This is a genomic window from Paenibacillus sp. Y280, assembly GCF_056786335.1.
In genome coordinates, this window is the sequence record NZ_JBXCIW010000029.1 from 41891 (window position 1) to 61587 (window position 19697).

General features: G+C 48.3%; 18 protein-coding genes and 1 other RNA gene. 18 read left to right on the forward strand and 1 reads right to left on the reverse strand.

All coding sequences use genetic code 11. The features are described from left to right. Positions 1 to 230: 230 nt before the first annotated feature. From AC1TPC_RS24330 to argS, 4 genes are all read left to right on the forward strand, one after another. The gene (locus AC1TPC_RS24330) at positions 231 to 2459 is read left to right on the forward strand and encodes a bifunctional 2',3'-cyclic-nucleotide 2'-phosphodiesterase/3'-nucleotidase (protein ID WP_482069354.1); all 2229 of its coding nucleotides are present in this window, start codon (positions 231 to 233) and stop codon (positions 2457 to 2459) included. 156 nt (positions 2460 to 2615) lie between these two features. Next, entirely contained in the window at positions 2616 to 3125 is a 510-nt protein-coding gene (locus AC1TPC_RS24335; RefSeq protein WP_482069337.1) for a DNA-deoxyinosine glycosylase, read from the forward strand. A 74-nt stretch (positions 3126 to 3199) separates the two neighbouring features. Next, positions 3200 to 3676, forward strand: coding sequence for a YwiB family protein (locus AC1TPC_RS24340; RefSeq protein ID WP_482069338.1), 477 nt, complete (start codon positions 3200 to 3202; stop codon positions 3674 to 3676). Further along, positions 3673 to 5352 (forward strand): arginine--tRNA ligase, encoded by a 1680-nt coding sequence (gene argS / locus AC1TPC_RS24345; RefSeq protein ID WP_482069339.1) that lies wholly within the window; start codon positions 3673 to 3675, stop codon positions 5350 to 5352. Before AC1TPC_RS24340 ends, argS begins: the two co-directional genes overlap by 4 nt. Before the next feature lie 29 nt (positions 5353 to 5381). Here the strand turns inward: argS and AC1TPC_RS24350 are convergent, their stop codons facing one another. Next, positions 5382 to 6521, reverse strand: a complete 1140-nt coding sequence (locus AC1TPC_RS24350; RefSeq protein WP_482069340.1) for a S8 family peptidase — start codon at positions 6519 to 6521, stop codon at positions 5382 to 5384. A 449-nt stretch (positions 6522 to 6970) separates the two neighbouring features. Here AC1TPC_RS24350 and rpoE point away from each other — a divergent pair, with 449 nt between their 5' ends. The 14 genes from rpoE to AC1TPC_RS24420 all read left to right on the forward strand — a co-directional run bounded on the left by rpoE (position 6971) and on the right by AC1TPC_RS24420 (position 19335). Continuing rightward, complete coding sequence (gene rpoE / locus AC1TPC_RS24355; protein ID WP_482069341.1) at positions 6971 to 7549, forward strand: DNA-directed RNA polymerase subunit delta; 579 nt, start codon at positions 6971 to 6973, stop codon at positions 7547 to 7549. A 488-nt stretch (positions 7550 to 8037) separates the two neighbouring features. Then, entirely contained in the window at positions 8038 to 9639 is a 1602-nt protein-coding gene (locus tag AC1TPC_RS24360; protein WP_482069342.1) for a CTP synthase, read from the forward strand. Between the two features lie 168 nt (positions 9640 to 9807). Then, positions 9808 to 10206, forward strand: coding sequence for a response regulator (locus AC1TPC_RS24365; protein ID WP_482069343.1), 399 nt, complete (start codon positions 9808 to 9810; stop codon positions 10204 to 10206). A gap of 288 nt (positions 10207 to 10494) precedes the next feature. Then, a complete protein-coding gene (locus tag AC1TPC_RS24370) occupies positions 10495 to 11757 on the forward strand; it encodes a UDP-N-acetylglucosamine 1-carboxyvinyltransferase (protein ID WP_482069344.1) in 1263 nt (420 codons plus the stop codon). 124 nt (positions 11758 to 11881) lie between these two features. Continuing rightward, complete coding sequence (gene rho / locus AC1TPC_RS24375) at positions 11882 to 13216, forward strand: transcription termination factor Rho (RefSeq protein ID WP_482069345.1); 1335 nt, start codon at positions 11882 to 11884, stop codon at positions 13214 to 13216. A gap of 21 nt (positions 13217 to 13237) precedes the next feature. Further along, positions 13238 to 14491 (forward strand): radical SAM family protein, encoded by a 1254-nt coding sequence (locus tag AC1TPC_RS24380; protein WP_482069346.1) that lies wholly within the window; start codon positions 13238 to 13240, stop codon positions 14489 to 14491. Positions 14492 to 14634: 143 nt separating this feature from the next. Further along, positions 14635 to 14832 carry a 50S ribosomal protein L31 gene (rpmE, locus tag AC1TPC_RS24385; RefSeq protein WP_053373265.1) on the forward strand — a complete coding sequence of 66 codons (198 nt, stop codon included), beginning with the start codon at positions 14635 to 14637 and terminating at the stop codon, positions 14830 to 14832. 83 nt (positions 14833 to 14915) lie between these two features. Further along, positions 14916 to 15338 carry a hypothetical protein gene (locus tag AC1TPC_RS24390; RefSeq protein ID WP_482069347.1) on the forward strand — a complete coding sequence of 141 codons (423 nt, stop codon included), beginning with the start codon at positions 14916 to 14918 and terminating at the stop codon, positions 15336 to 15338. A 71-nt stretch (positions 15339 to 15409) separates the two neighbouring features. After that, an RNA gene (gene ffs, locus AC1TPC_RS24395) (signal recognition particle sRNA large type) lies at positions 15410 to 15677 on the forward strand. A gap of 229 nt (positions 15678 to 15906) precedes the next feature. Continuing rightward, positions 15907 to 17682, forward strand: a complete 1776-nt coding sequence (gene dnaX / locus AC1TPC_RS24400) for a DNA polymerase III subunit gamma/tau (protein ID WP_482069348.1) — start codon at positions 15907 to 15909, stop codon at positions 17680 to 17682. Between the two features lie 24 nt (positions 17683 to 17706). Beyond that, positions 17707 to 18018: a YbaB/EbfC family nucleoid-associated protein gene (locus AC1TPC_RS24405; protein ID WP_053373263.1), complete on the forward strand. Its 312-nt coding sequence runs from the start codon at positions 17707 to 17709 to the stop codon at positions 18016 to 18018. 42 nt (positions 18019 to 18060) lie between these two features. Further along, positions 18061 to 18660 (forward strand): recombination mediator RecR, encoded by a 600-nt coding sequence (recR, locus tag AC1TPC_RS24410; RefSeq protein ID WP_482069349.1) that lies wholly within the window; start codon positions 18061 to 18063, stop codon positions 18658 to 18660. Between the two features lie 166 nt (positions 18661 to 18826). Beyond that, positions 18827 to 19075 carry a DUF2508 family protein gene (locus tag AC1TPC_RS24415; RefSeq protein ID WP_482069350.1) on the forward strand — a complete coding sequence of 83 codons (249 nt, stop codon included), beginning with the start codon at positions 18827 to 18829 and terminating at the stop codon, positions 19073 to 19075. Beyond that, positions 19072 to 19335, forward strand: a complete 264-nt coding sequence (locus AC1TPC_RS24420) for a pro-sigmaK processing inhibitor BofA family protein (RefSeq protein ID WP_482069351.1) — start codon at positions 19072 to 19074, stop codon at positions 19333 to 19335. Before AC1TPC_RS24415 ends, AC1TPC_RS24420 begins: the two co-directional genes overlap by 4 nt. The last annotated feature ends 362 nt before the right edge of the window (positions 19336 to 19697 follow it).

Consider the following 19697-nt stretch of genomic DNA (forward strand, 5'->3'; position numbering starts at 1 on the left):
TGAAGAGGCTTCGCCCAACCGGTAAATCCGGTTAGGGCGAAGCCTTTTCGCGTTATTTATAATAGATTCGACAAATTCTACAATATTCGACAAATTAATCGCATGACAATTCTGAATAATTAAATTATTATAATGAAGGTAAACAATGGAACATCAAGTTTATGCATGGGAATACTAGAAACAGAAGAGAAATTGAGGAGGAGTTTTTGTTGGCGAAAACCTACAAATCGATGTGGAAGGCAAGCTTGGCAGCGGCTGTTTCCGTCAGTCTTGCGGCTATGCCGCTCACGGTAATGGCGGCGGAATCAAGTGGAGGAGGTACCGTCCAGCTGCGTATTATGGAAACATCGGATCTGCATGTGAACATGATGAACTACGATTATTTTGCGGACAAGCCTACTGATGAATACGGACTGGCTAAGACGGCATCGCTCATCAAGAAAGCGCGTGGAGAAGCCCCGAACAGCCTATTGTTCGATAACGGCGACTTGATTCAAGGGAATCCGCTGGGCGATTATGTCGCCACGGTTGATAAGCTGAAGCAGGGCGAGACGCATCCTGTCTATAAGGCAATGAATTTACTTGGTTATGATGCAGGCAACTTAGGCAATCATGAATTCAATTATGGTTTGGAGTTTTTAGAAAATGCGCTTGCCGGGGCAGACTTCCCTTATGTAAATGCAAATATTTATAAGGCGGACGGCGATAAAGACGAATCGAACGACGTCAATTTGTTTAAGCCATACTTGATTCTTGATAAGGAAGTAACAGACGGATCCGGCGCGAAGCATACGTTGAAGGTAGGCGTAATCGGCTTTATTCCTCCTCAAATTACACAATGGGATAAAGCGCATTTGGAAGGGAAGGTAGTCGTCAAAGATATCGTGAAGACGGCCGAGAAGTATGTACCGGAAATGAAGGCGAAGGGAGCGGATATCATTGTTGCGATTCCGCACTCTGGCTTTGAGGATATTCCGCAAACGCCGCTGATGGAAAACTCGGTGCTCTATTTGAGCAAGGTTGCAGGCATTAACGCCATTTTGTTCGGGCATGCGCATAAGGTGTTCCCTGACAAATCGTTTGAAGGGAAAACAGGCGTTGACCTCGCCAAAGGAACGATCAACGGCGTCCCTTCCGTGGAGCCGGGCTTCTGGGGAAATAATCTCGGCATTATAGATCTTACGCTTGAGAAGAAGGACGGAAAGTGGACGGTTGCTGATTCGAAGACCGCGGTTAAGCCTATCTTCGATACGGTGAACAAGAAGCCGCTTGTAGATGCAGATCAAGCCGTCGTAGATGCGGTGAAGGAGGATCATGAGAATACGCTGGCGTATGTACGGGGACCTGTCGGCAAGACGACAGCATCCATCAATAGCTGGTTTGCGCTCATTCAAGATGATCCTTCCATCCAAATCGTCACGAATGCGCAGAAATGGTATATCGAGAAGCAGCTGCAAGGAACGGAATACGAGGGCATTCCCGTGCTTTCGGCAGGCGCGCCGTTCAAAGCGGGCGGCCGTCAAGGGGCGAACTACTACACGAATATTAAAGCAGGCGACATAGCGATTAAGAACGTTGCCGACTTGTATTTGTACTCCAATACGGTAAATGCCGTGCTCGTTACGGGAGCGGAGCTTAGAGAATGGCTCGAGTGGTCGGCAGGCCAGTTCCTGCAGATCGATTCTGCGAGCAAGGAGAAGCAAGCGCTTATCAATAATGACTTTCCGACGTATAACTTCGATGTGATCGACGGCGTGACTTATCAGATCGATGTTACGCAGCCGCCGAAGTATGAAGCGAATGGCGTGCTTAAGAACGAGGGCGCGAAGCGGATCCTCAATTTGCAGTTTGACGCCAAGCCGATTAAAGAGGATCAAAAGTTCGTGGTTGCTTCCAACAACTACCGCGCTTCCTCCAGCAAATTCGCTAACCCGGATGGCAAACGAATCATTCTCGCCTCACCAGACGAGAACCGTCAGGTCGTCATTGATTACATTCGTAACAACAAAACGATCAATCCCTCTGCGGATGGCAACTGGTCGCTTGCTCCAATCAATGATACGGTGAATGTTACCTTCAAAACATCGCCGGAAGCGAAGACCGCGGATGAGGCGAACAAGCTGATCGCCTTTGCGGCAGATACAGAGGACGGCTATGCGGAGTTCAAGCTTGACCTTAGTGCGAAGGCCGTAGTGAAGCCGGCTGAGCCGGAAGTTAAGCCTTCAGAACCGAAAGCTAAGCCTACAAAGCCGGAAGTTAAGCCTACAGAGCCTGAGAAGCCGGTTGTGACTGTGCCTCAGACGCCTCAAGAGGCTGTATATACGGTCAAGTCAGGCGATACGCTCTATGCCATTGCCATCAAGCACGGAACGACGTGGCAGAAATTAGCGAGCTACAATAAGCTGAACAACCCGAATAAGATCTATCCGGGCCAAAAGATTAAAATACCTGTCAAGTAATCGACCTGCGTTGATAAAAAGACGTTTTCCGCGTAACGTTAGCGGAAAGCGTCTTTTTCGCTGCATGCGGCGGTTGTGCCCGTATGATCTAGGCTGGACTTAACTCATAATAAGTCGCAGCGGCAGCAGCGAGAACGAACATAAGGAGGAATAACCATGCGTATCTATTCGTTTCCGCCGGTTATCGATGAGCGTGCGCGCGTGCTTATTCTAGGGACGGCGCCGAGCGTGAAATCGCTGGAGCATCAGCAATTTTATGGACATCCGCAAAATTTTATGTGGCGCATTATCTATCGTTTGTTTAATGATTCCGATGCCGATCCAGTCTATGAGAATCGTCTCGCCTTCTTGAAAGAGCATCGCCTTGCGCTGTGGGATGTTATAGAATCTTGCGAGCGGGAAGGCAGTCTGGATGTAAATATACGCGGGGAAGTGCCGCAAAAGCTGCCAGAGCTTTTAGCAAAATATCCGGAGCTGCGCTGCTTCGCTTTTAACGGAAGCAAAGCATACGACACCTTTCATAAGTTTTATCGCGGTCATGAAAGCTTCAAAAATATCGCCCTGCTTAAGCTGCCGTCCTCTAGTCCCATCCCGACACCAAAGATGAGGACGCTTGAGGATCGGGTGGAGGCATGGCGGGTAATTGTGCCGTATACAACAACTTAACCGCGCTCTAGCGTTGAAATTGCGAGGCTTCCTGTATATAGTAGTTACATAAGATTAGACTGAACAGGAGTAAGATGATGGCTGAAAGCAGGAAAGTGCGAATTACTTTGGAGAGCGTGCAGGACGGAAGCTCGCACATCCACGCTTATGCGGGCGAATGGTTTCGCAAGGAACGGTCTATCTTTATCCGCTACAGCGAGCCGTCAGTTGAGGGCGAACCGAGTGCTGGCGAGGTGCGGACGCTTGTGAAATATCGACAAGGCGAGCTGTCCATCACAAGGCGAGGCGTCATCGAATCGGAGCAGCTATTTGTGCCCGGGCTCAGGCGGACTGGCCGCTACCACTCGGCGATGACGAATTTCTCGCTTGAGACGGATACGATGCAGCTGTCGCTGCAGATACCGAATGGCGATGGGACAAGTACAGTTGCTGAGACGCTGCCAACGGAGCTGCCTTTTACGCTGGAGTGGGAGTACGAGATGCACGTAGGTGAACAATTGTCGGGCCGTTTCCATATACGGCTCCATATACAGGAGGAACGAAATCAATGAATTCAAATGTGCTAGAAAAAATGTATGAGCAGGTTAAAGCGGCGATTGCCGATGCTGCTGTGGCTGCTGGCCTTGCGGCGCGGGAAGAGCTTCCTGCATTTGTGATTGAGGTCCCGAAGGATAAGTCGCATGGTGATTTGGCTACTAATGCCGCTATGCAGCTAACAAAGCTGGCTAAGAAAAATCCCCGCCAAATCGCGGAAGCGATCATTGCCCATCTGGATACGAAGCAAGCTTCAATCCAATCGGCTGAAATTGCGGGCCCGGGGTTCATTAACTTCCGAATGGACAACAGCTACCTATATCCGGTAGTGAGCGCTGCGCTTGAAGAGGGAGAAAACTATGGACGGACTTTAGATGGCAACGGCAAACGCGTCCAGGTAGAGTTCGTAAGCGCGAATCCTACAGGCAGCCTGCATCTTGGACATGCGCGCGGCGCGGCGGTTGGCGATGCTTTGTGCAATGTGCTCGACTATGCCGGCTATGACGTCACGCGCGAGTACTATATTAATGATGCCGGCAAACAAGTAGAGAACCTGGCTGTGTCTATCGAGGCCCGTTACCGCCAAGCGCTTGGACAAGCAGCGGAAATGCCGGAGGACGGCTACTATGGCGAGGACATTATCGGCTTCGCTAAGCTGCTCGTTGAACAAGAGGGAGATAAGTTGCTGGAGCTTCCAGATCAAGAACGGTTTACGTTTTTCCGCCAGTTCGGCCTGGAGCGGGAGCTCGACAAGATCAAGCGCGATCTCGGCAGATTCCGCGTAGGCTTTGACGTATGGTACAGTGAAACGGCCCTCTATGAGAGCGGGCAAGTGGAGCAAGGGCTAGAAGCGCTGAAAGCGACAGGTCATGTCTATGAAGAAGAGGGCGCAACATGGCTTTCGACGATGACGTTTGGCGATGACAAAAACCGCGTGCTCGTGAAAAATGACGGCTCATACACTTATTTGACGCCTGATATCGCGTATCACCGCGACAAATACAGCCGCGGCTTCGACCAGATGATCAACATTTGGGGTGCAGATCACCATGGTTATATCCCGCGAGTAAAGGCAGCTATGGAAGCACTCGGCAATGATCCGAAAAAATTGACGGTGTTGATTGCTCAAATGGTCAGCCTGTTCCAAAACGGCGAGAAAATGAAAATGTCGAAGCGTACGGGCAAAGCGGTTACGATGGAGGACCTCATGGACGAGGTTGGTATCGACGCCATTCGTTACTTCTTCTCTATGCGAAGCATGGATTCGCATCTTGATTTCGATATGGACCTAGCGATCTCTACTTCTAATGAGAATCCCGTGTTCTATGTGCAATATGCGCATGCGCGGATTTGCAGCATTTTCAGACAGGCAGAGGAGCAAGGCATTGTACTGAAAGCTACCGATGCCATTGATTTTAGCAAGCTTGTTGCAGAGGGAGAATTCGATCTGCTTCGCAAAATCGGCGAGCTGCCGCAGGAAGTAACCGAGGCGGCGACGCAATATGCACCGCATCGTCTTATTCGCTACGTGTATGAGTTGGCATCGCTGTTCCACAGCTACTATAGAGCAGAGCGCGTCATCACAGAGGATGCCGAGCAGTCGCAAGCACGCCTCGCATTGCTTGGCGCCGTTCGCATCGCTATTGCTAACGTGCTGCGCCTAGTTGGCGTCTCCGCACCGGAGCGTATGTAATTCTCGTCATACAAAAGCAAGCCGTGGATTCATGATTTATCCACGGCTTGCATCATGCTCATCACATCAAGCTCGCCGATTGTTCGGCGGGCTTTGTTGCCTCTTAAGGGCTGCACAGAGCGTTTGATAATCGATTTGATTTCATTTGGCGAAAGCCCTGGCTTATGGGCAAGCAGCAGCGCAATCGCTCCGCTTACATGCGAGGTTGCCATTGAAGTGCCGCTCATCTCGTTGTATTTGCCGCGAAGCCAAGCAGACACAATTTTGTCGCCAGGCGCATATACGTCAATATGCGTGCCGCGGTTGCTGAACGGAGCGACTCGGCGCAGCTTGGTCGTTGCGCCAACAGCTATTGTCTGCGGATAGCGAGCGGGATAATCGACAGATCTCTTTTTTCCATCATTGCCGGAGGAGGCTACGATAATAACGCCTGCATTATGTGCGTTCGTGACAGCGCCGAGCAGTGCTTTGCTCCTTGTCTTCATCCCGAAGCTCATGTTGATGACATTCATGCGATTCCGAATGCACCACTCGATTCCGAGAATGATGTCGGAGACAAAGGCGCTCCCATTATGGTCAAAAGCCTTGACTGGCGAGAGGAGCGCACGCGGTGCTACGCCGATCATGCCCTGAAGCTGGTTGGCTGCAGCTATCGTTCCTGCAATATGTGTTCCATGACCATTATCGTCATGCGGGAGCATGCTGCGGTTCAATAGGTTGATGCCTCTCGAGAGAGAATGGCGAAGATCGGGATGGCTGAAGTCAGCACCCGTATCAATGACCCCTACTTTAACCCGATGGCCGGTCGTTGTGCTCCATGCCTGCGGGGCTTTTATTTGATTAACGCCCCAAGGTATACCTTTATCTACAATAATAGACTTTTGTGAGGATGAGGCATGAACGCTGATTTTGCAATCCCTTTCAATCCACACGCGTCCTGAGAATCGCTCCAGCGTTTCCTCGGCGGGCAATCGGCAAGATATTCCGCGAATGATGGGCATTTGTCTAATGCTCTTTCTGGGCGATGTTGACGAAGCGACCTGTGATATTTGCTGTACGAAGTGCCGGTAGTCGCTCGCACGCTGAAAGCGAACGATTCGCTTAACGGTCGTTGCGTCCGTGCAAGCCATCGTATCCTGCAGCAAACGGATAAAAGCGGCGGTGTCCAAACTTGGCTTCCCCTCCCGACGGACCATGCTGCACTATTGTATGAACGAGCGATTCATAACGCATGAGCCACTTGCCTTTTTTAACATAATTAGGCTTCAAACCGTGTCAAAAATCGTTAAGGGACATAGGATGAACAAAGAGTTCTCAGGGGCTCTTACGTCCAAGGTACGTTACCTAGTGTCATGGCCGGATGGATACAGTCAAAGCGGAAGGACTATCCTTTCGCTTTTTGCATTTAAGTCCAAGCTATACGGCCCGCTTGCTTTTTTGAAGGAAATAGGTTTTACTATACTTTGACTAGCGTAAACGACGGGTGCCAACCTCTGGCAGCGGCCGCTCGTTTAGTAAAGAAATGTGAGCGGTGTATAAGAGGAAATCGTACACGGTCCTTGCATTTAGATGGAAAGAACGCGTACATAATTTGAATGGCAAGAGAGGATGTGTCCATATGAGCAGCAGCAATTTTACGTTAAAGCTGGATCCTGAACGTATGAAGGAAATGCCTATGGTCGATTTGGCCTTTGAAGTGCTGAAAGCGGCTAATACCCCATACTACTATCGCGATCTAATGATGGAGATCGCTAAAATACGCGGTCTTTCCGCAGACGGAATCAACCAGTTCATCGCCCAAGTGTATACGGAAATCAACATCGATGGCCGTTTTGCTTGCGTTGGCAGCAACATGTGGGGACTGAAGCGCTGGTATCCGGTTGAGCGTTCCGAAGATCCTGTAGGCAATGCGAAGCGCACGCGCATCATCAACGATGACGATGATCTCGAAGATGATGATGTGTTTGCTGACGAGGAAGAGGATACTTACGCAGAGGCTGAAGAAGACTACGACGTATTCGACGAAGACCGTGAGGATTTCGAAGAGGCTGAAGAGGAAGCGGAAGTTGATGAGGAAGTTGGCATCGACGACGAGGAGCTGGACGAGGAAGAAGTCGGCGGCGAATTGGACGCGGATGACGAAGATGATTCGGATGATGATGAAGAGTTCGAGGATGGCGACAAGGACGACAAATAGTTAGCAAAACTTGCAAGGCTGTATAAGCGATAAGCTTATGCAGCCTTGCATTTTGCTGTGGTGCCAGCTAAGCCCTGAATAGACGGTGAAAGCCGTTTGCGGAGGAGTATGGCGCATCCTGTCAGTTTCTCTTGACAGGTCCTATAAGCGCAGAGTAAACTATCTCATGGGCTTAAGATTCGGTTAACAAATAACGCATACATGCGTGAACGGCTGATGCCCTCCTTTGGGGGCATGGACTCGTTCCGCGGTGAAATATAGGTAAAGTATAATGTTCATAACTTATGCTTTCTTATATTTTTATATATGCCAAAAAAGGAAAAGTGCCCCGTTGCTACGGGTGTCACTTTTTTTGTTTGTGGGGGATGGATCTGCAGGATGCATTTCCACAAACTGGATGGATAGGCAGAGTGTATCTGCATCCATGTTTATCGAGTAAATGGGCAAACCTAAACATTAACCATAGGAGCTTGGAGGGTATCATCACAGTGACCAAATATATTTTTGTAACCGGCGGCGTAGTGTCGTCCTTGGGCAAAGGGATAACAGCAGCCTCGCTCGGTCGATTGCTGAAGAACAGGGGCCTCAAAGTAACGATTCAAAAGTTTGATCCTTACATTAACGTGGACCCGGGAACGATGAGTCCATACCAGCACGGAGAAGTATTCGTCACCGATGATGGCGCAGAAACGGATTTGGATCTTGGTCACTATGAACGGTTCATCGATATTAACCTGTCGAAGAACAACAATGTGACATCCGGCAAAATCTATTCCAACGTCATTACCAAAGAACGCCGTGGCGACTATTTGGGTGGAACGGTTCAGGTCATCCCGCACATTACGAATGAAATCAAGGATCGTGTATTCCGCGCGGGCAAAGAAGCGGGTTCTGATGTCGTTATTACTGAAATCGGCGGCACCGTTGGCGATATCGAGAGCTTGCCTTTCCTTGAAGCGATCCGTCAAATCAAGAGCGATATCGGCCGCGACAACGTCATGTACATTCACGTTACGCTTATTCCTTATATCAAAGCGGCAGGCGAAGTGAAAACGAAGCCGACCCAGCATAGCGTTAAGGAATTGCGCAGCATCGGCATTCAGCCGAACGTGATCGTATGCCGTACGGAGCATCCGCTTGCTGAAGACTTGAAACGCAAGATCGGCTTGTTCTGCGATATCGATGCGAATGCAGTCGTGGAATGCCGCGATGCTTCGACATTATATGAAGTGCCTTTGATGCTTCGCGAAGAAGGTCTAGACGAGATCGTCGTCAACCATCTGAAGCTCAAAACGGATCAGCCGGATATGCGCGAATGGGAAAGTCTTGTTCAGCGCGTAAAAACGCTTCATAAGAAAACGGAAATCGCTATTGTCGGTAAATATGTAGCGCTTCACGATGCTTACCTAAGTATTGTAGAATCGCTTGAGCATGCGGGTATCGCTTCCGATTCCGTCGTTAAAATTCGCTGGCTGCATGCTGACGAGCTGACGGAAGAGAATGTGGACGAGCAGCTCAGCGGCGTTCACGGTATTCTTGTACCAGGCGGCTTCGGCGATCGCGGTATTGAAGGCAAGATTACAGCTATTAAGTACGCTCGCGAGAAGAAGATTCCATTCTTTGGTATTTGTCTAGGGATGCAGGTTGCTGTAATTGAACATGCTCGCAACGTGGTTGGACTAGCAAACGCGAATAGCTCGGAAATTAATCCGTCCACGCCGTATCCGGTTATTGACTTGCTGCCGGATCAGAAGGATATTGAAGATATGGGCGGCACGATGCGCCTTGGTCTGTACCCTTGCAAGCTCAAGCCTGATACGCTTGCTGCAAAGGAATATAATGACGAGCTCATATATGAGCGTCATCGTCATCGGTATGAGTTCAACAATGAGTACCGTGAAGCGATAGAATCGGCAGGCCTTACCATTTCCGGAACATCGCCGGACGGACGCCTCGTTGAAATGGTGGAAATGGCTGACCATCCTTGGTTCTTGGCCGTTCAATTCCATCCAGAATTTACTTCCAGACCGAACCGTCCGCAACCATTATTTCGTGGATTTGTTCAAGCTGCACTAAACTATTCCGAATAAAAGAGAAGTAAAATATCGTTATTTCGTTCAATGACATATTCTGTAACAACATCTAATAAGTTTTTCTCGATTCGAGAAGGATTATATACCCACTTAAGCGAATATATTAACGATTATGGAAGAGTTGGCCATTTATAGGAGCAAGCTCAGACGCGGGGGGATTTGGAGTTGGATAAGAAGAAAGTGTTGATCGTTGATGATCAGAACGGTATTCGCGTATTGCTTATGGAAGTGTTTAGCAGCGAGGGATACAATACGTTCCAAGCGTCTAATGGCAAGCTGGCTTTAGAAATCGTGAAGAACGATGCTCCGGATCTTGTACTGCTGGATATGAAAATACCCGGTATGGATGGTTTAGAAATTTTAAAGCATGTGAAGGCTATCGACCGTAATATTAAAGTGATTATGATGACCGCCTATGGTGAGTTGGATATGATTAAAGAAGCGACAGATCTCGGGGCATTAATGCATTTTACGAAGCCATTTGACATCGATGAGATGCGAATTGCGGTTAATATGCAGCTTCGAGGCGGCAATTCCACCAATCGGTTTGCAATAGGCTCTTAATTCAGTTTATAAACGGCATCGTCGCTTGTTGGAAGACGATGTCGTTTTTGCATTTTCTGGAAGCGGCAAAACGAGCTTTACTATTCCAAGGTGCATTATGTTATAATGGCTCAGAATGATAAGATGGAACGAGCTTGAAACAATCCGTTTGTTCGGAAGCAACAACCAAGCGTAATAACAGGAGCAAAGGTATTAAATCGCCTCAAATAGCAAGTGAGCTTAACACTCGCTTGATTTGGCGTTTTTTCCTTTATTCTCTTCCAAGTCTACGGGAGGAACTATAACTAGATGGAGAAATTGATGATACGCGGTGGACGGCCGCTTAGCGGTACCGTTCAAATCAGCGGGGCGAAGAACAGCGCAGTAGCGCTTGTGCCTGCCGCTATTTTAGCAGAATCAGAAGTAGTATTAGATAATTTGCCTATCATAAGTGATGTAGCGGTATACAGTGAGATTTTGCAGGAGCTTGGCGCAATCGTAAAGCGCGACGGCGACATGATGCGCATTGATCCTTCCGAGCTAGTCTCGAAGCCAATGCCGAACGGGAAAGTAAAGTTATTGCGTGCATCCTATTACTTGATGGGAGCTATGCTAGGCAGGTTCGGGGAAGCGACAATAGGATTGCCGGGAGGCTGTAATTTTGAGCCGAGGCCAATCGATCAACATATTAAAGGTTTTGAGGCACTCGGAGCAACGGTAACCAATGACCATGGATCTATTCGAATTTCCGCCAAGCAGCTGCGCGGTGCGAAAATTTACCTCGACGTATCAAGCGTTGGAGCAACGATTAATATTATGCTTGCGGCCTCTCGGGCCAAGGGGTTAACGATTATCGAAAACGCGGCAAAAGAGCCTGAAATTATAGATGTAGCTACTCTCCTAAATGCCATGGGCGCAAAAATAAAAGGTGCCGGAACTGAGACGATTCGTATTGAAGGAGTCGATCAACTTCACGGTTGCCGCCATTCCATTATTCCCGATCGAATCCAAGCTGGTACGTATATGATTGCAGCTGCTGCAACGCGCGGCGATGTCCTTATTGATAATGTTATTCCAAAGCACTTGGAAGCGATGACCGCTAAGCTCGAGGAAATGGGCGTACAAGTCATTGAAATGGATGAATCGATCCGAATTATCGGAGCGCCAAAATATTCGTCGATCGATGTGAAAGCACTCGTATATCCTGGTTTCCCTACAGATCTTCAATCGCCTATGACAACCTTGCTTACGCAAGCAAGCGGAGTCAGCATTTTGACCGATTATGTTTATGGCACTAGATTTAAACATGTTCCTGAGCTTACGCGCATGGGAGCTGACATTCGCGTTGAAGGCCGTTCGGCCGTGATCGAGGGCGGAAAGCTTAATGCGGCTAAAGTGAAGGCTGCTGATTTGCGTGCAGGGGCTGCGCTTGTTGTTGCTGCGCTAACTGTTGACGAAGGCGTTACCGAAATATCGGGCGTCGAGTATATTGACCGAGGTTATGATAATTTAGTAGAGAATCTGCGCCGATTGGGTGCTGATGTATGGCGTGAGACGGAAGCTTCATCATAAGCAACAGGACGATGCGGACGCTGTGGAATAGACGGCGTCTAATTCGGCAATGATGGATAATCAAGCCTATGATTTTACTAGATATAAAAAAATCATAATGAAAATTGAATAAAGTGGTGAGAACATGACAGACCTTCAGATCGCCGATCTAGAAGAGATGAAATTGACTGATCTATACAAATTAGCGAAGCAATTTCAGGTTCCGTACTACGGAACGCTTAAGAAGAAAGAATTGATTTTTGCTATTCTACGCGCACAGGCAGAGAAAAGCGGCCTCATGTTTATGGAGGGCGTACTCGATATTTTGTCAGAGGGCTTCGGATTTTTACGACCTATTAACTATTTGCCGAGCAAGGAAGATATTTATATCTCAGCTTCACAAATCCGCAGATTCGATCTCAGAAGCGGCGATCTTGTATCCGGGAAATGCCGTCCGCCGAAAGAGAATGAACGCTACTTTGGCTTGCTGCAGGTAAATGCCGTCAACGGCGAAAACCCTGAGACAGCATCCGAACGACTACACTTTCCTGCGCTTACTCCTCTTTATCCAGAAAAGAAGCTGGTGCTTGAGACGACGCAGTCGAAGCTGTCCACTCGAATGATGGATTTGCTCGCTCCTGTAGGACTCGGTCAACGCGGACTCATTGTTGCTCCTCCTAAGACGGGGAAAACATTGCTGCTCAAAGAAATCGCCCACAGTATTTCAGAAAACCGTCCCGATATCAAACTGTTCGTTCTGCTCATTGATGAGCGTCCCGAGGAAGTTACAGATATGCAGCGCTCCGTCAAAGGAGAGGTTATTGCCTCTACGTTCGATGAGCTGCCTGAAAATCATATTAAAGTAGCTGAGCTTGTGCTTGAGCGTGCGCTTCGCCTTGTTGAACACAAGAAGGATGTTGTGATTCTGATGGACAGCATCACTCGTCTTGCTAGGGCGTATAACTTGGTTATTCCTCCATCTGGTCGAACGCTAAGCGGCGGTATCGATCCGGCAGCGTTCCATCGTCCGAAACGGTTCTTTGGCTCGGCGCGAAACGTTGAAGAGGGCGGCAGCTTGACAATACTTGCGACTGCGCTGATTGAAACGGGCTCGCGTATGGATGATATCATTTATGAAGAATTTAAAGGTACTGGCAATATGGAGCTTCATTTGGATCGCAAGCTGTCCGAGCGCCGTATATTCCCTGCACTAGATATGCGCAGATCAGGAACTAGACGCGAAGAGATGCTTTTGACGAAGGAAGAGCTTGATAAGGTATGGGCCATCCGCAGAGGGATGACAGATACGCCAGACTATGTCGATAATTTCTTGAAGAAGCTTAAGGACAGCGAGAACAATGAACAGTTCCTCATGTCACTAGATACAACGGTAGAAGCGAAACCGGAGCGTTCCAGCATCAAAAGCAGCACCACAGCGACCAGCAGGCGTCCTACGCCTAGAACGACGCACGGATCGTAAGACCGCAGGAGGGAGTACAGCATGAATCTCGTATATGCGGATGAACAAGGAAATGTTTTTGACCATCCAGAATTTGTGGCTTTAGGAAGAAGCGGCGACATGATCGTTGAAATTATGGAAGATGAATTGATTCCTCTTCCTAATGGAGCGACGTTAGTTAGCTTGCCCTTCACTAGGCCAATAGGTCTTAACCCGGAAACGGGCGAAATGCAGGTGATACCTGGCGGAGCGCAAGCGGTAGGCGCTTTGCTGCCGCAGGGCTTTACTCGTCTATGCTTGCCTGGCTATGTGAAAGCAGATAAGAACGAGAAGCTTCCGTTGTTTGGCTATACGGCAGTCGTATGGAAAGACGGCAACTTCTATGTTACGGCGGAGCAGAGCGATGATCCAGAGAGATGGGATCCGCTTAACTGCGATCGTGGTGAGCTAGGTATTCAAGTTGAGCGTATACTTGCGAAATACCCGGAAAATCGTCTGTATAAGCATCTGTCCAATTGTGCTTTAGGCTATGAGTGCTTAACCTCTTCCAACACTTTTCTTGGACGATGGGAAGGCGCGGTGCCAGTATCCTATTCTTGCAATGCGGGCTGCTTTGGCTGTATTTCGGAGCAACCCGATGACAGCGGCTTTGTGGCCCCACAGACACGGATGAACTTCAAACCGACAGTCGACGAGGTTGTCGAAATTATGCTGGAGCACTTGCGCGAGCCGGAATCGATTATTAGCTTCGGTCAAGGCTGCGAGGGCGAGCCCTCGACGCAAGCAAAAATCATTGTTGAAGCTATGAAGCGCGTACGCAGCCAAACCTCGCTTGGTTACATTAACATTAACACCAATGCTGGATTGACGGACTTCATGCGTGCCATCGTTGATGCAGGACTTAACCTGATGCGTGTGAGTACGATTAGCGCACTTGACGATCATTACAATGCATATTACAAGCCTCGCGGCTATACGTTGAAAAATGTCGAGAAGTCGCTCAAATATGCATCCGATAAAGGCGTTTATACATCCATCAACTATTTAATTTTCCCAGGGGTTACAGACCGCGAGGAAGAGATTGAAGCGATGATCGGATTTGTGAAGCGCACAGGCTTAAAGCTGATCCAAATGCGCAACCTGAATATTGATCCAGAAAGCTATTTGGCGATTATTCCGAAGGCGCAGGGTGAAATTTACGGGATGAAGCAAATGCTGGAGATATTCAGGGAAGAGCTCCCTGATGTTGTCATCGGCTCCTATACGCATGTACCGCCCGCCGCGCTGTTAAAATAAGTGCCCAGTGAACGGTAATTTCATCTAATATTGTCATATGAGCGATTATTCATTGCAACAGCAAATCAGTTCATGCTATAATCCGAGATGTGTGATTTAACTCTGGGTCCGCATGCGATTCAGGGCAGAAAGAGGTGAACGAGATGAAACAAGCTATTCATCCGACATACCACATCATTACAGCAACTTGCGCTTGTGGAAATTCCTTCGAGACTGGTTCGATTAAACCGAGCCTTCGCGTAGAGGTTTGTTCCCAATGCCACCCATTCTACACGGGTAAGCAAAAGTTCCTGGATGCTGGCGGCCGCGTCGATCGTTTCAAGAAGAAATACGGTATTTAATCCTACAAGTCGTTCCGCCTTTAATTGGCAGAATACAAGAGCCTCCCTCAGCCATCCTATTGGATAGAAGGGAGGTTTTTTGATTGGATAAGAAACCATTCGATTCGGATAAGCGGCTTAGCTTTAGTCGATTAACAATTACGGCAACATGTGTGGTGGCTCTAGCCATAGCGCTCTCTGGCTGCGGCAACAGCAAGCAGGAGAACAGGCTTAAAACTTATGGCCATGATGGATATATGGGTTACTCCAACAGCAATCCAAACTTGCCCAATCGTTATGAATACCTTAATTATAATGCGGACGGCAATTTTATCGAGCAGGTGCTAAAGCCTATTCCAGGCATTGAACGCACCAATATTTATTTTAACGGTACAGACCTGCATGTGAATTTAAACGCCAAAAATAACCTTTCTGACGGACAAGTAGAGCAGCTGCGCGCAAAGGCGCAGTCGGTGGTACAGTATAATATGCCGCGTTATAAGGTACATGTGGAAGTAAAACGATAAAAAACAGTAATCTATTTCCAAGTCTATGGACGAGTTGCGCTTTACCTCGTAATCGGCTATACTTATTTTTGCCGTGCTAGATGGGGAGGTAGCGGTGCCCTGTAACTCGCAATCCGCTGTAGCGAGGTTGAATTCCTATTTGAGGTTATGCCGATATGGGGTCTTGGCACTTGCGAGCAGTGTTGACGGTTGGGTCCTCCGCAATGGACGTTTGTGAACGGGTCAGGTCCGGAAGGAAGCAGCCATAAGCAAATTAGTTCATGTGCCGGGGGAGTGCCTGACTCGAGCTGTAGTGCAAGGATGTCGCCTGGGTCGCATTTATCAGGAGTAGGTGCACGGTACTGAATTTCTTCTTTAAATGAATGCCAAATACAAAAGTAGCACCTGTGGACGCTGTTCGATGTTTTTGTCGGAAATAGCGATTGCAGGTGTTTTTGTTTGTGAATCTTTTGTTTGCATAGCATTATGACGGGCAAAAGAAAGTTTTGCTTGCTACACAGTTGTTGTATAATAGAGGAATAGCCATTCTATTTTGAAATGAAAAGGCAACATGAAAGGAAAGGTCTGCGTGTCACATATCGCTTTATATCGTGCCTGGCGTCCGCAGACGTTTCAGGACATGGTTGGTCAACAGCATATTATCCAAACGCTGCAAAATTCAATTCGCGAACAGCGCGTGTCGCATGCTTATCTTTTTAATGGTCCGCGTGGGACCGGCAAGACCAGCGCCGCGAAAATTTTGGCGAAAGCGGTTAACTGCGAACGTGGTCCAGCTGAAGAGCCCTGTAATGAATGCGATGCTTGCATAGGGATTACTGCTGGGCATATTATGGATGTAATCGAGATAGATGCTGCATCCAACCGCGGTATTGATGAAATTCGTGATATACGAGATAAAGTGCGATATGCCCCTTCAGAGGTGCGGTTCAAAGTTTATATTATAGATGAAGTACATATGCTCACGGCCGAGGCATTTAATGCCTTGCTCAAGACATTGGAGGAGCCGCCGGGGCATGTTATTTTTATCTTGGCGACAACTGAACCGCATAAGCTGCCTGCTACGATCATCTCGCGCTGTCAGCGGTTTGATTTTAGGCAGGTTTCGCTGGAAGAGCAGACGGCGCACTTGTTAAAGATTTGCCGCGAAGAAGGCATACAGGCTGACGAGGACGCGATTGCTTACATTGCGCGGCTGTCGGAAGGCGGGATGCGGGATGCGATAAGCTTGCTTGAGCAGGTTTCTGCTTTTGCCGGCGACCGCATCACGCTTGATGCAGCGGTAGATGTGACCGGCGGCATGGCTGCTGATCATTTCTATCAGCTTGCTGAGGCTGTTAAGGATCGTAATGTAGCGTCGGTTATGCCGCTTGTGGAAAGCTTGATGCAGGCCGGCAAGAGTGCGGACAAATGTATGGAGAACTTGATCTATTACTTCCGTGACTTGCTGGTGATGAAGCTTGCTCCTCAAGGCGGCGCAACGGAACGGATCGTTGATCCAGAACGCTTTAAAGCGATGGCGGAAGCCTTTACTGCTGGGCGACTGTTTGCGATGATCGATACGCTGAACCGCTATCAGGTGGAGCTGAAGCACGCATCGCAGCCGCAAACGCTGTTTGAGGTAGCGCTGATGAAGCTCTGTACGCTGAGTGAAGAACAATCTTCAGGCGGAGGAGCTGCATCCGGCTCTGCTTCTACTGGCGTGCAATCAGCCGAAGTGGCCCGATTGCGCCAGCAGGTTGAAGCGCTTGAGCGCAAGCTGGAGCAAGCGCTGCAGAATGGCATAGCTGCTGGCGGGAGTTCGTCTTCCGCTGACAATGCGGCCAGCAAGCAAGCGGCGCGCACGAACGCGGTTCGCAGCTCGTTTGGCGGATCGGGCGGCATAGCTCGCTCTTCCGTTAAGCTCGATCCTTACTTAGCGTCGGCAGGCAGTCCCGAATTCAATCAATTCCGCATGAAATGGAATGATGTTCTGCAGGGCGTGAAGGAAGCCAAAATAACGGTTCACGCGTGGTTGAAGGATGGCGAGCCTGTCGCTTCCGCCGATGACGCGATACTCGTCGCATTCAAAAATACGATGCACCGGGAAACGACCGAAAAGCCAGCCAATCGTGATATTATAGAGAAAGTCATGCATGATGTCCTTGGCGGTCCGTTCCGGATCGTTACGGTCATGATGAAGGATTGGCAGGCTGCGGCACAAGGCGCTAGTGCGCAGAAGACCGAGACGCTTCAATTGGAGCCCGAGGCTTCTGATGCACCGCAAAACCCAAGCAGACCTGTTTGGGTGGAAGAAGCCGTTAAGCTTTTTGGGGAAGATTTAGTAGTTGTGAAGGATAACGATTAAATACTAATGATGAGGTGATTTCAAATGAACAACATGAACCAAATGATGAAGCAAGTGAAGAAGATGCAAGATCAAATGATGAAAGCGCAAGAAGAGCTTGAAACAAAGACAGTTGAAGGAACAGCAGGCGGCGGTGTCGTTACTGTATCGGCAAACGGTCATAAGAAACTGCTAAGCATTACAATTAAACCTGAAGCTGTAGATCCAGAAGATGTAGAAATGCTGCAAGATCTTGTGCTTACTGCAGTTAACGACGCGCTTTCTAAAGTGGATGAGCTGGCGAACAAGGATATGGGCAAATTCACAGGCGGAATGAAAATTCCAGGATTGTTCTAAGAAGAACCGCGCGCTTTCGTTTGAAAGGAGCTGTACCTAGTTTTGTATTACCCCGAACCGATAGCGAAATTAATTGATGCTTTTACGCGATTACCGGGTATAGGACCCAAAACGGCCGCCCGTCTGGCGTTCCATGTGCTTCGAATGAAAGAAGACGACGTCATAGATTTTGCGAAGGCGCTAGTAAGCGTTAAGCGCAATTTGTTCTATTGCTCGGTTTGCTGCAACATTACGGATACCGATCCGTGCAGAATTTGCCAAGACAAGTCTCGCGATAATTCTGTCATTTGCGTCGTTCAAGAATCGAAGGATCTTATCGCTATAGAGCGGATGAAGGATTACCAAGGGCAATACCATGTTCTGCAAGGCGCGATCTCTCCCATGGAGGGCATTGGACCAGATGAAATTCGAATTGCAGAGCTGTTGCGAAGGTTAAGCGATGAACGAGTACAGGAGCTCATACTGGCAACTAACCCGAACATTGAAGGCGAAGCGACAGCGATGTATTTATCGAGGCTTATCAAACCATTTGGCATTCGTGTGACGCGGATTGCACATGGATTGCCTGTTGGCGGCGATCTTGAGTATGCGGATGAGGTTACACTTTCCAAAGCGTTGGAAGGCCGACGGGAAATAAACTAGCGGTAAGCACAATAAAGGGCGACAGGTCGAGAATATTCTCACCTGTCGCCTTTTTGCTTTCTCTAGATGGGCTAGCAATCTCTCAAGATCTCGTTCTATTCCGATGTCCAAGCCTATACATATAGTAAAGAACGGTATGGACATCGGACATGCGGGAGGGATTCGTTTGAAGAACAAGCATCAGGCGACCTTGGAAAAAGAGGTTAAACAAATGGATGAAATTCGAATCGAAATAGCTGAAGCGCACCGAGAATGGGAGAACGCGAATCGCTATTTTAATTACGCACACGGTAAGGATCAAATCGATTACGCCATTTACTGCATGATTACAGCCGAAAAGAGATATGATATGCTGCTTCGCTTGGCGAAGCGTACAAGCAATAACTGGCCAGCCTGGAGAGGAGTAATGAAATGAAAACAATTTGGTTGTCGGTATTTATTGTATCTAGCCTTTTATTGGCAGTCGTCTTATTAAGAAATAAGCTTACGTGGGGTATGCTTCGCGGATTTGCGCTTCACCTTGTTTTGGCAGCGGGGTTATTGTATGTGCTGAACTACTCCGAGGCGGTGCCGGGTATGTATATTCCGCTGAATCCCGTTACGATTGGTACGGTGCTTACTTTAGGCGTTCCTGGAATAGCCTTAATTGTCGGCCTTCAATGGGTGGTAGTGTAGGACTATACAAAAAAGGTTTGGCTAAAAGGTTGACGCGAGAAGCGATTATATGCTACATTAGTTCTCGCGCCAAGAGTAAGTAAACAAGCTTCAAAAAAAGAAATAAAAAAATTACTTGCATTAACTTGGGCATCTGTGATATATTATAAAAGTCGCCAATGAGACACACGGCCGACACGAAAGAAAAGATTGCTCTTTGAAAACTGAACAACGAGTAATAACTGCCCTTGCGATTTTAACGAATCGTAAGAAAAAGCGATAAAAAGTAATGAGCATTTCAAACACTTGAAGCTTTCTCTTCGACATCGCGTCGAAGCGAAAACTTCCATTTGGAGAGTTTGATCCTGGCTCAGGACGAACGC